The sequence below is a fragment of the Nocardioides sp. genome (assembly GCF_030655615.1).
In the GTDB taxonomy this organism is placed as follows: Bacteria; Actinomycetota; Actinomycetes; order Propionibacteriales; family Nocardioidaceae; genus Nocardioides.
Genome location: NZ_JAURVJ010000084.1, coordinates 20,697 through 32,078, shown reverse-complemented (window position 1 = coordinate 32,078; position 11,382 = coordinate 20,697). Strand labels below are relative to the sequence as shown.

General features: G+C 71.4%; 10 protein-coding genes. 6 read left to right on the top strand and 4 right to left on the bottom strand.

Annotated features, from left to right (window positions below):
- The first annotated feature begins 433 nt into the window (after nucleotides 1-433).
- From rpsO to Q7T52_RS07135, 3 genes are all read left to right on the top strand, one after another.
- Nucleotides 434-709 (top strand): 30S ribosomal protein S15, encoded by a 276-nt coding sequence (gene rpsO, locus Q7T52_RS07145; protein ID WP_304800833.1) that lies wholly within the window; start codon nucleotides 434-436, stop codon nucleotides 707-709.
- Between the two features lie 283 nt (nucleotides 710-992).
- Nucleotides 993-3,218: a polyribonucleotide nucleotidyltransferase gene (locus tag Q7T52_RS07140; protein ID WP_304800831.1), complete on the top strand. Its 2,226-nt coding sequence runs from the start codon at nucleotides 993-995 to the stop codon at nucleotides 3,216-3,218.
- 72 nt (nucleotides 3,219-3,290) lie between these two features.
- Nucleotides 3,291-4,601, top strand: a complete 1,311-nt coding sequence (locus tag Q7T52_RS07135; protein WP_304800828.1) for a pitrilysin family protein — start codon at nucleotides 3,291-3,293, stop codon at nucleotides 4,599-4,601.
- A 730-nt stretch (nucleotides 4,602-5,331) separates the two neighbouring features.
- Here Q7T52_RS07135 and Q7T52_RS07130 read toward each other — a convergent pair.
- The gene (locus Q7T52_RS07130) at nucleotides 5,332-5,847 is read right to left on the bottom strand and encodes a trans-aconitate 2-methyltransferase (protein ID WP_304800825.1); all 516 of its coding nucleotides are present in this window, start codon (nucleotides 5,845-5,847) and stop codon (nucleotides 5,332-5,334) included.
- Nucleotides 5,848-5,942: 95 nt separating this feature from the next.
- Between Q7T52_RS07130 and dapB the strand changes: the two genes are divergently transcribed.
- On the top strand, nucleotides 5,943-6,686 hold the full coding sequence (gene dapB, locus Q7T52_RS07125; RefSeq protein WP_304800835.1) for a 4-hydroxy-tetrahydrodipicolinate reductase: 744 nt from the start codon (nucleotides 5,943-5,945) through the stop codon (nucleotides 6,684-6,686).
- 143 nt (nucleotides 6,687-6,829) lie between these two features.
- Entirely contained in the window at nucleotides 6,830-8,485 is a 1,656-nt protein-coding gene (locus tag Q7T52_RS07120) for a M4 family metallopeptidase (RefSeq protein ID WP_304800823.1), read from the top strand.
- Nucleotides 8,486-8,779: 294 nt separating this feature from the next.
- Here Q7T52_RS07120 and Q7T52_RS07115 read toward each other — a convergent pair whose 3' ends face one another.
- The 3 genes from Q7T52_RS07115 to Q7T52_RS07105 are packed head-to-tail and all read right to left on the bottom strand — an operon-like array spanning nucleotide 8,780 to nucleotide 10,307.
- Nucleotides 8,780-9,082 (bottom strand): AzlD domain-containing protein, encoded by a 303-nt coding sequence (locus Q7T52_RS07115; protein ID WP_304800821.1) that lies wholly within the window; start codon nucleotides 9,080-9,082, stop codon nucleotides 8,780-8,782.
- Complete coding sequence (locus Q7T52_RS07110) at nucleotides 9,079-9,762, bottom strand: AzlC family ABC transporter permease (protein ID WP_304800819.1); 684 nt, start codon at nucleotides 9,760-9,762, stop codon at nucleotides 9,079-9,081. Before Q7T52_RS07110 ends, Q7T52_RS07115 begins: the two co-directional genes overlap by 4 nt.
- Entirely contained in the window at nucleotides 9,759-10,307 is a 549-nt protein-coding gene (locus Q7T52_RS07105) for a GNAT family N-acetyltransferase (protein WP_304800817.1), read from the bottom strand. The genes Q7T52_RS07110 and Q7T52_RS07105 overlap by 4 nt, the downstream gene beginning before the upstream one ends.
- 45 nt (nucleotides 10,308-10,352) lie before the next feature.
- On the opposite strand from Q7T52_RS07105, the gene Q7T52_RS07100 reads away from it, so the two are divergent.
- Nucleotides 10,353-11,363, top strand: coding sequence for an aldo/keto reductase family protein (locus tag Q7T52_RS07100; RefSeq protein WP_304800815.1), 1,011 nt, complete (start codon nucleotides 10,353-10,355; stop codon nucleotides 11,361-11,363).
- The last annotated feature ends 19 nt before the right edge of the window (nucleotides 11,364-11,382 follow it).

The following is an 11,382-nucleotide window of genomic DNA, read 5'->3' as shown; positions in this document are numbered from 1 at the left end:
GTCGCGGGGCGGTGGCCGGGGCGGCAGCGGCCGGGGCGGCGGCACGCGTGGGCGGCGCTGCGGCGGACACGGCGGCGGTGCCCGGAGGGGACATCAGGCCCACGGCCACGGCGGACGTGGCGACCAGGGCGAGGCAGGAGCGGCGAAGGGTCATGTGAGGACTCGCTTTCTGGGGGAGGAGCCCCCGCAGTCTTCGCCTCGTGACTCGCGCGGGCATGACACGATCGGGCCATGCGGCGTACCTCCCGCACGTGCCGGCCGGACGGGCGGACAGCGCAGTTTTGGGGCCACCCCCCGCGCCGCGTTAGCCTGTGACGTCCGTCCCGCGAGGGACGACGACCACCCTGACCGCCGTGCAACGGCCGCGGACCCAGAGTGCCCGGGAGAACAGGCCCCGGCGCGCCGCGCAGCTAATCAAACGAGAAGGAGCCGCATGTCCATCGGGACTGACGCAGCAACGAAGAAGAAGATCATCGCCGAGTACGCCATCACCGACGGTGACTCCGGCTCGCCCGAGGTGCAGATCGCGCTGCTGAGCCACCGCATCAGCCACCTCACCGACCACCTCAAGACGCACAAGCACGACCACCACAGCCGTCGTGGTCTGCTGCTGCTCGTCGGCCAGCGCCGTCGGCTGCTCAACTACCTCAAGAAGACCGACATCGCGCGCTACCGCTCGATCATCGAGCGCCTCGGTCTGCGCCGCTGACCTCGCCGTCGGGATCCACCACCTGGTGGGTCCCGACGTCTGCTTTCCGGCGTACGACCCGCACGACCAGCACCACCCGTTCGACCACAACTGAACACCCACTCACAGGAGCGATCCGCGCCACCGTCCGGCCCGGTCCTCGGTAGTGACCTTCAGGAGGACCGCCATCACCGGCGGCGCCCTGCGGGTCTCGATCGAAGATCGGCCACCGCCCGGCTCCCACTGGAGGAGCCCCGCACGTGCGCGGGAGTCGCGGATCGCACCGCGAACAGAGAGACACACCGTGACAGAACCCGTCATCAGCGCCGTCGAGACCGTTCTCGACAACGGCAAGTTCGGCACCCGCACCGTCAAGTTCGAGACCGGGCTCCTCGCCCGGCAGGCCGCCGGTTCGGTGACCGCCTACCTCGACGACGAGACGATGCTGCTCTCGGCCACCACGGCCGGCAAGCACCCCAAGGACCACTTCGACTTCTTCCCCCTGACGATCGACGTCGAGGAGCGGATGTACGCCGTGGGCCAGATCCCCGGCTCGTTCTTCCGGTCCGAGGGTCGCCCGGGCGAGGACGCGATCCTCACCTGCCGCCTCATCGACCGCCCGCTGCGCCCGACCTTCAAGAAGGGTCTGCGCAACGAGGTCCAGGTCGTCATCACCGTGATGGCGCTCGACCCCGACCAGCCCTACGACGTCCTGGCCATCAACGCCGCGTCGCTCTCGACCCAGCTCTCCGGCCTGCCGTTCTCCGGCCCGGTCGGCGGCGTCCGCGTCGCCCTCATCGAGGGTCAGTGGGTCGCGTTCCCCAGCCACAGCCAGCTCGACAGCGCCGTGTTCGACATGGTCGTCGCGGGTCGGGTCACCGAGTCCGGCGACGTCGCGATCATGATGGTCGAGGCCGAGGCGCCCGAGAACACCTACGAGCTCGTCGCCGGTGGCGCCACCGCCCCGTCGGAGGAGATCGTGGCCGGTGGCCTCGACGCCGCCAAGCCGTTCATCAAGCAGCTCTGCGACGCCCAGTCCGAGCTCGCCAAGCAGGCCGCCAAGCCCGTCCAGGACTTCCCGGTCTTCCTCGACTACGAGGACGACGTCTACGCCGCCGTCGAGGCTGCCGCGTCCGCCGGCACCACCGAGGCGCTCGCGACCTTCGGCAAGCAGGAGCGCGACGAGAAGCTCGACGACGTCAAGGCGTCGGTGCTCGACCAGATCGGGGCCCAGTTCGAGGGTCGCGAGAAGGAGATCGGTGCCGCGTTCAAGTCGGTCACCAAGTCGCTCATGCGCGAGCGCGTGCTGCGCGACAAGGTCCGCATGGACGGTCGCGGCCTGGCCGACATCCGCGAGCTGCACGCCGAGGTCGGCGTCATCCCGCGCGTCCACGGCTCGGCCCTGTTCGAGCGCGGCGAGACCCAGATCCTGGGTGTCACCACGCTCAACATGCTCAAGCTCGAGCAGCAGCTCGACACCCTGAGCCCCGAGAAACACCGTCGCTACATGCACAAGTACGTCTTCCCGCCCTTCTCCACCGGCGAGACCGGTCGCGTGGGCTCGCCCAAGCGCCGCGAGGTCGGCCACGGTGCGCTCGCGCGCCGTGCGCTGCTCCCCGTGCTGCCCGACCGCGAGACGTTCCCCTACGCGATCCGCCAGCTCTCCGAGGCCATGGGCTCCAACGGCTCCACCTCGATGGGCTCCGTCTGCGCCTCGACCCTGTCGCTGCTGCAGGCCGGTGTGCCGCTCAAGGCCTCCGTCGCCGGCATCGCGATGGGCCTCATCTCCGGCGAGGTCGACGGCGAGACGCAGTACGTCGCGCTGACCGACATCCTCGGCGCCGAGGACGCGATGGGCGACATGGACTTCAAGGTCGCCGGCACCCGCGAGTTCGTGACCGCGCTCCAGCTCGACACCAAGCTCGACGGCATCCCCGCCGAGGTCCTCGGTGCCGCGCTGACCCAGGCCCGCGACGCGCGCCTGGCGATCCTCGACGTGATGGCCGAGGCCATCGACGCCCCCGAGGAGATGTCGGTGCACGCGCCGCGCATCATCACGGTCAAGGTCCCCGTCGACAAGATCGGCGAGGTCATCGGCCCGAAGGGCAAGATCATCAACCAGATCCAGGACGACACGGGCGCGACCCTGTCGATCGAGGACGACGGCACGGTCTACATCGGGGCGACCAACGGCGAGGCGGCCGAGGCGGCCCGCAACGCGGTCAACCAGATCGCCAACCCGACCATGCCCGAGGTCGGCGAGCGCTACCTCGGCACCATCGTCAAGACGACCAACTTCGGTGCGTTCGTCTCGCTGATGCCGGGCAAGGACGGCCTGCTCCACATCACCAAGCTCCGTGGCCTGGTGGGTGGCAAGCGCGTCGAGAACGTCGACGACGTCGTGTCGGTCGGCCAGAAGATCCAGGTCGAGATCGCCGAGGTCGACGACCGCGGCAAGCTCTCGCTGATCCCGGTCATCGAGGACGACGCCGACGCCGAGGCCCCGACCGAGGCCGACGCCGAGGTCTGATCCATCCACGCTGACCCGTCGCACACGTGCGACGGGTCAGCGTGTTTTTCGGAGGGGTGAAGGATGAGAGCCATGCAGAGGACGGGGACGACGCGCACGCTGTCGACGGTGCGTGACGGCGAGGGGACCGTGACCTCGCGCGTCCGGCGCACGGTCCTGCCCGGCGGTCTGCGGGTCGTCACCGAGCAGATGGCCGGCGCACGCTCCGCGACGATCGGGGTCTGGGTCGACGTCGGCTCGCGCGACGAGACGACGCGGCTGCACGGCTGCTCCCACTTCCTCGAGCACCTGCTCTTCAAGGGCACCCACGAGCGCTCGGCGCTCGACATCTCGGTCGCCCTCGACGCGGTGGGCGGGGAGTTCAACGCCTTCACCGCCAAGGAGTACACGTGCTTCCACGCGCGTGTGCTCGACGAGGACCTCCCGCTCGCGGTCGACGTCCTCGGCGACATGATCACCAGCTCGGTGATCACCGCCGACGACGTCGAGGCCGAGCGCGAGGTCATCCTCGACGAGATCGCCATGCACGACGACGACCCCGACGACGTCGTCCACAACCTCTTCGCCGAGCAGGCCTGGGGCCCGACCTCGCCGCTCGGGCGCTCGATCGCCGGCACCGAGGAGTCGATCACCGCCCTCGACCGCGGCCGTATCTGGCGCTTCTACCAGCGCTGGTACCAGCCCCACCACATCGTCGTCTCCGTCGCCGGCAGCCTCGACCACGCGGCCGTCGTGCGCCACGTACGTCGCTCCTTCGGCCGCCGCGACTGGCTCTCCGGCGACGCCGAGCCCGTCGGCCCGCGCCGCAGCTCCGGCAAGCGGGTGCGCGTCCAGTCCGGCCACGTCGAGACCACGCGCCCCTTCGAGCAGGTCAACGTCGTGCTCGGCATGGAGGGCCTCGCCCGCGACGACGACCGGCGCTTCGCCCTCGGCGTGCTCAACACCGCCCTCGGCGGCGGTACGTCGTCCCGGCTCTTCCAGGAGATCCGCGAGCACCGCGGCCTCGCCTACTCGGTCTACTCGTTCACCTCCAACCACGCCGACTCCGGCCTCGTCGGTGTCGCGGTCGGCTGCCTGCCCGCCAAGCTCGACGAGGTGCTCGCCACCGTCCGCCTCGAGCTGTCGCGCGTCGCCGCCCACGGCATCACCGAGGAGGAGCTGGTCCGCGGCAAGGGCCAGCTGCGCGGCGGCCTGGTCCTGGGCCTCGAGGACTCCGCCTCGCGGATGATCCGCCTCGGCAAGTCCGAGCTCGTCCACGACGAGCTGCTCGAGATCGACGAGGTGATGGCCCGCATCGACGCCGTCACGCTCGAGGAGGTCCGCGAGATCGCGGCCGAGGTGTTCTCGCGCAAGGAGATCCTGGCGGTCGTCGGGCCGCACTGACACCCGTCGGCTGGGGTGCGAGCGCACGTCGGCTGAGGTGCGAGCGCAGCGAGCTGCACGTCGGCTGAGGTGCGAGCGCAGCGAGCTGCACGTCGGCTGAGGTGCGAGCGCAGCGAGCTTCGATGCCCTTTGCTCTTCTCAGGTCATGGGTGGTCCGTGTCGGGTGGCCGCGCGCGTAGCAGACCGCGTCTCGGCGTCAAGGACGCCTTCGGCGCCGCTTCGCGGTCGCCTGCGGCGATCCTTGACCCCGAGCCTCTCGCGGTCTGCTTCTCGGCGCGCAACGGCGAGACCTCGCAAGCTCGGCTCGCCGTCGCCTGCGCGGCCACCCGACCCGGCGGTAGGTGAGCCACTGTTCCGGGCGATCAGGGGTGTCGGTTCGGTGGCGTACGCACCGCCGGCCCGGGTCAAGGAGCCCGCGAGGTGAAGTTCTGGGACGAATCTCCCGGTTCTGCACCGAAGTTTTGTACGAGGACCGGGAGACACGTTAGGTCAGCGTGACGGGTGGGCCACGTGAGGGCTGTCCGCGCTGGACGAGGGCGCGGCGGAGCCCGCCCTTGTCTGCGCCCTGAAGCATCCCGGGAGAGGCTCGCTGTCAAGGATCGCTTTGCGACCGCGTAGCGGCGCGAAGCGTCTTTGACAGGGAGACCCGGGATGCTTGGCGCGCGGACAGCCCGACCCCGAAAGACCCGACGAGACAAGGACCCCGCGAGACCCGGCAAGGCCCGAGGACCTAACGCCGCCCGATGATCCCGACGACGGCGGGGGACTTGTTGTCGATCACGGAGACGCGGAAACCGCCTCCGTTGAGGGCCGCGGAGGCACCTTTGACGATGCGGGGGACGTCCTCGGGGATCTTGGTCTCGAAGAACAGGTGGACGGCGCCGCCGGGGACGACGCGCTCGTGGAGCAGTGCGACCTCGTCGGCGCACTCGCGCACCCAGAACAGGTTGACGTTGAAGGCGAAGACCTTGGTCAGTCGCTTGACCGGGACCCGCAGCGTGGCCAGGTCGATCTGGCGGACCGTCAGCCGGCCGGCCTTGATGGCGTCGGCGTTGCGGCGCTTGGTGCGGTCGACGCCCGACTCCGAGCGGTCGATGGCGAACAGCTTGCCGGTCTCGAGGCGCGAGCAGATGAGCTCGGCGGCAGCACCCGCACCGCACCCGATCTCGAGCACGTGGTCGGCTGGTTGCGGGTCCATGAAGTCCACCGCCCAGCGGATCCGCGCAGGGATCTGTTGCACCACCATGCGTCCACCCTGCCAGAACGCCGTCGAGCAATCACTCATCGACCCATAGGGTGAGCGCCGTGGCGGACCAGGTAAGGAGCAGCGTGGCGGGCAAGATCGCAGTCGGTGTCCTGGGCGCTCGCGGCAAGGTCGGGTCCGAGGTGTGTCGTGCGGTGACCGCCTCGCCCGACCTCGAATTGGTCGCCGAGATCGACGAGGGCGACGACCCGAGCACGCTCGTCGAGGCGGGGGCGGCCGTCGTCGTCGACTTCACGCACCCCGACGTCGTCATGGACCACCTCGCCCTCTGCGTCGAGCACGGCATCCACGCCGTGGTCGGCACCACCGGCTTCGACGAGGCCCGCCTCGACGCCCTGCGCGACCTGCTCGGCACCGCACCGCGCAGCGGGGTGCTCGTCGCGCCCAACTTCTCGATCGGCGCGATCCTGATGATGCGGTTCGCCGCCGTCGCAGCCCCCCACTACGAGTCGGTCGAGATCGTCGAGCTCCACCACCCCGACAAGGCTGACGCGCCCTCCGGCACCGCTCGTCGTACGGCGGAGCTCGTCGCGGCCGCCCGCCGCGAGGCCGGCGTCCCACCGGCCCCGGACGCCACGTCCACGGGGCTCGACGGCGCCCGCGGGGCCGACGTCGACGGCGTACCCGTCCACTCCGTGAGGGCGCGCGGCCTGGTGGCCCACCAGGAGGTCATCCTGGGCGGCCCCGGCGAGACGCTCACGATCCGGCACGACTCGCTCGACCGGTCGTCGTTCACTCCCGGAGTGCTCGCGGCGGTGCGCGCGATCGGTGACCGACCCGGCCTGACGGTCGGCCTCGAGCGCCTCATCGACCTGGGCTGAGAGCACCGTTCACGCCGCACGAAGTTGCGAGAACGTGCGATGCACAAAGGTGGTGTGACGACCTCGTCGACGCCACCTCGCGCGCGGGAGAGGGTTCCCTGGACGGGGCCGGCTCCAGGCGCCGCAGTTTCGAGAGGGAAGACATGCGCACATCCTTGGGTCTCGCCGCGGCGTCGGTCCTGGCGGTCGGCACGCTCGGCCTCCAGGTCGCCCCCGCGACGAGCGCTCCGGCGGGCGGCACCACCGACCGCACGTCCAGCACCGGCAGCACCGTCACGTCCGACCGGGCCGTCGACGACATCGCCACCCGCGCCCTGCGGGCCCTGGCCGCCCACCCCGGGGTCGCCCGCGCGAGCGTGGAGCAGGAGCTCGTCCCGAAGGGTGCGTCCACCGACCGCGACGGCACCACCCACGTGCGCTTCGACCGGACCTACCGCGGCCTGCCCGTCCTCGGCGGCGACCTCGTCGTCCACCAGACCCCTGACGCCGCGCTCGAGGGCGTCAGCCAGACCCTCAAGGCCCCGCTCACCCTCTCCGCCAAGCCCGTCCTCGGCTCGGCCAAGGCCCTCGACCGCACCCTCGCGCCGGCTGCCGCGACCCGCGGCATCGACAACCTGCGCGCCGGCCGGACCGCGCCGCGCCTCGTCGTCGACGCGCTCGGCGCCACCCCCCGCCTCGCGTGGGAGGTCCAGACCCGAGGCCGCCAGGCCGACGGCACGCCGAGCCGCCTGGCGACCTACGTCGACGCCCGCACCGGCCAGGTCATCCGCCGCGTCGAGGGCATCCACACCGCCGACGGCGAGGGTGTCTCGCTCTACAGCGGCACCGTGCCGATCTCGGTCACCCAGAGCGGCAGCACCTTCACGCTGACCGACGCCGCGCACGGTGGCGCCAAGACGACCGACTCGCAGAACAAGGAGGACAACATCCTCTGCCAGATCTTCGGCAGCTGCAGCAACGGTGTCGCGTTCTCGAGCCCCGACAACAAGTTCGGCACCGGCGCCAACAGCAACCGCGAGTCGGCCGCCGTCGACGCCCACTACGGCGGCGCGGTGACCTTCGACTACTACAAGAACGTCCTGGGTCGCAACGGCATCTTCGGCAACGGCACCGGCGCCCCCAGCCGCGTCCACTACGGCAACAAGTACGTCAACGCCTTCTGGGACGGCACCAAGATGACCTACGGCGACGGTGACGGCACCAGCTTCGGGCCGCTCGTCTCGCTCGACGTCGCGGGCCACGAGATGTCGCACGGCGTCACCGAGAACACCGCCAACCTGACCTACTCCGGCGAGTCCGGTGGCCTCAACGAGGCGACCTCCGACATCTTCGGCACCATGGTCGAGTTCTACGCCGCCAACCCCAACGACCCGGCCGACTACTACATCGGCGAGGAGTTCGACATCGCCTCGGGCACCGGCTTCCGCCGCATGGACAACCCGATCTCCGACGGGTCCTCGCCCAACTGCTACAGCACCGGCACCAAGGACCTCGACGTGCACTACTCCTCGGGCGTGGCCAACCACTTCTTCTACCTGCTGGCCGAGGGATCGGGCGCCAAGACCATCGGCGGCAAGGCCCACAGCTCGACCACCTGCAACGGTTCGACGATCACCGGCATCGGTCGCGAGGCCTCGCAGAAGATCTGGTTCCGCGCGCTGACGACCTACTTCACGTCGGGCACCACCTACGCCCAGGCCCGCACGGGCACGCTCAGCGCCGCGCGCGACCTCTACGGCGCCGGCAGCGCCCAGGAGACCGCCGTCGCCGCCGCCTGGAGCGCGGTCAGCGTCGGCTGAGGCCGACACACCCCTGACGGAGGGGCCTGCGCCGGACGGAACCGGCGCAGGCCCCTCCTTTCCTGTCTGGTCGCGGCTGGTCCGGCCTCGCGCCGCGGGCCCGCCCCACCTGGTCTCGCTACCGCCTGCTTGGTACGGCGGGCCCGACCGGCGCTTCGGGCCGACCGCCGCTCCGTGCGCCCCGGGGCCCGGTCCTGCTGCGGCCCGGGCGCCTGTGCCTGCTTGCTTCCTTCCGCGCCCGACGGTGGTCGAGGAGGTTCGCTGGGAACGGTCTCGAGAGCCCTCGGCTGCAGCTCAGACCAGCCTCACCAGCGCCGCGCACAGTGCCGCACCGAAGACGACCACGAGGAACGGCGCGCGCAGGAGCAGCAGCACGAGGGCGACGGCCAGGGCGAGCGCGCGGGCGTCGAGGACCAGACCGCCGTCGGAGGTCGCGACGACCTGGACGGCGACGAGCGCGGCCAGCAGCGCCACCGGGATGAGGTCGGCGATCCGCGAGACCACCGGGCGGTCGAGGACACGGGCCGGGACCGACAGGCCCGCCAGCTTGAGCAGGTAGCAGCCCACGCCGGCCACGATGATCGCGAGCCAGGTCATGCCGGCCGCCCGGACGCCAGCAGCCCAGCGAGCAGGGCGACGGCGGCGGCGACCAGCACGGGTACGCCGGCGGAGGTGACGGGCACCGCGCCGATCGCGACGGCCGCCGCGCCCACCGCGACCCACCGGTGGAGCGGCCGGTCGAGCCGCGGCCAGAGGAGGGCCAGGAACGCCGCGCCGACCGCGGCGTCGAGGCCGAGGTCGCGCGGGTCGCCGAGGGTCTCGCCGGCGACGGCGCCGACGAGGGTGAAGAGGTTCCACAGCACGAAGATCGAGCCGCCCGTCACCAGGAAGCCGAGGCGGGCGTCGGCGGTCGTCTCCCGGGTCACCGACATCGCGGTCGACTCGTCGATGAGCAGGTGCGCGGCCGCCGTACGACGACGCCCGCGCCAGTCGAGCAGGGGAGCCAGGCGCAAGCCGTAGAGCGTGTTGCGCGTGCCGAGCAGCAGGGCGCTGAGCGCACCGGCGAAGGGCGACCCGCCGGAGGCGATCACGCCGACCATCGCGAACTGCGACGCCCCGGTGAACACCAGCAGGGACAGGGCGCAGGTCTGCAGGACGTCGAGCCCGGAGGTGACCGAGACGGCACCGAAGGACACGCCGTAGGCGCCGGTCGCGATGCCGACCCCCAGCCCGTCGCGGACGATCGTGCGCCGGTCGTCGCCCCGGTCGTCGCTCACGACAGGTCGGTGTGGAGCCGGATCTGCTTGATGGTGGTGGCGCCACTGCCGTCGAGGTCGAGCTCGCGGTGGGCCGAGTCGGCGTCCCAGCCGGCGCCGACGAGGAACGCCCGCCGGGCGTCGTCGGTGGCGATGGCCCAGCTGACGGCCCGGGTGAACCGGTCGGCCTGCAGGGTCTCGACGACCGCCTGCAGCAGCCGGCTGCCGTGGCCCTTGCCGACCTCGTCGGGCAGCACGACCAGCTCGGCCAGCTCGCCGTCGGAGACCGGGTCGCAGTCGGGGTCGGAAGCGGGCGTCGTGACCGCGAAGCCCACGACGCGGTTGCGCTCCAGGGCCACCAGCACCCGGTTGCGCGCGTCGGCCGACCGGGCCAGCGAGGCCCGCCAGGCCTCGGCCACGGGCGCCGGGTCGTCGGGGACGGACCCGGCCGGCAGCAGCCCGGCGTACTGCTCGGCCCAGGAGCGCACCTGGACGGAGGCGATCGCCTCGGCGTCGTCGGCCCACGCGACGCGGACGGAGACGTCGGCCGTGGGTCCGTTGCTCATGGGCCGATCATCGCAGCCATCCGGGCCGGTCCTATGTTGGGTGGCATGGAGTTCCGCAACCTCGGAGCGAGTGGCCTGCGCGTCTCGGCCATCTCGTACGGCAACTGGCTCACCCACGGCTCGCAGGTCGAGGAGGACGCCGCGCTCGCCTGCGTGCGCCAGGCCCTCGACGAGGGCATCACGACCTTCGACACCGCCGACGTCTACGCCAACACCGCAGCGGAGACGGTGCTCGGCAACGCCCTCGCCGGCGAGCGGCGCGAGGGACTCGAGATCTTCACCAAGGTCTTCTTCCCGACCGGCCCCGGCGGCCCCAACGACCACGGGCTGTCGCGCAAGCACATCCTCGAGTCGATCGACGGCTCGCTGCAGCGTCTGCAGACCGACCACGTCGACCTCTACCAGGCCCACCGCTTCGACCACGAGACGCCGCTGGAGGAGACGATGCTGGCCTTCGCCGACGTCGTGCGCGCGGGCAAGGCGCTCTACATCGGGGTCTCGGAGTGGCGCGCCGAGGAGATCCGGGCCGCCGCCGAGCTGGCCCGCGAGCTCCGGGTGCCGCTGGTCTCCAACCAGCCGCAGTACAACCTGCTCTGGCGCGTCATCGAGTCCGAGGTCGTGCCCACGTGCGAGGAGCTCGGACTGGGACAGATCGTCTGGTCGCCCATCGCCCAGGGCGTGCTGACGGGCAAGTACCTGCCCGGGGCCGACCTGCCCGCCGGCTCGCGCGCCACCGACGAGAAGGGCGGCGCCGACATGATCAAGCGCTGGCTCGAGGACGACGTCCTCGAGCGCGTCCAGCGCCTCAAGCCGATCGCCGACGACGCGGGCCTGACGATGGCCCAGCTCGCCGTCGCCTGGACCCTGCAGAACCCCAACGTCTCCTCGGCCATCATCGGCGCCTCGCGCCCCGAGCAGGTCACCGACAACGTCAAGGCCGCCGGCGTCACGATCGACGCCGACGCGCTCCAGGCCATCGACGACGTCGTGGGCGACGTGGTCGAGCGTGACGCCGCCAAGACGAGGTCGCCGCGGCGGTCCGAGTCGTTCGGGTAGGGCGGGGGAGTTTCGTCGC

What these genes read in the sequence shown, in the direction of transcription:
- rpsO (WP_304800833.1), top strand. Translation starts at nt 434, where the DNA reads ATGTCCATCGGGACTGACGCAGCAACGAAGAAGAAGATCATCGCCGAG.
- Q7T52_RS07135 (WP_304800828.1), top strand. Translation starts at nt 3,291, where the DNA reads ATGCAGAGGACGGGGACGACGCGCACGCTGTCGACGGTGCGTGACGGC.
- Q7T52_RS07130 (WP_304800825.1), bottom strand. Translation starts at nt 5,847, where the DNA reads ATGGTGGTGCAACAGATCCCTGCGCGGATCCGCTGGGCGGTGGACTTC.
- Q7T52_RS07120 (WP_304800823.1), top strand. Translation starts at nt 6,830, where the DNA reads ATGCGCACATCCTTGGGTCTCGCCGCGGCGTCGGTCCTGGCGGTCGGC.
- Q7T52_RS07115 (WP_304800821.1), bottom strand. Translation starts at nt 9,082, where the DNA reads ATGACCTGGCTCGCGATCATCGTGGCCGGCGTGGGCTGCTACCTGCTC.
- Q7T52_RS07105 (WP_304800817.1), bottom strand. Translation starts at nt 10,307, where the DNA reads ATGAGCAACGGACCCACGGCCGACGTCTCCGTCCGCGTCGCGTGGGCC.
- Q7T52_RS07100 (WP_304800815.1), top strand. Translation starts at nt 10,353, where the DNA reads ATGGAGTTCCGCAACCTCGGAGCGAGTGGCCTGCGCGTCTCGGCCATC.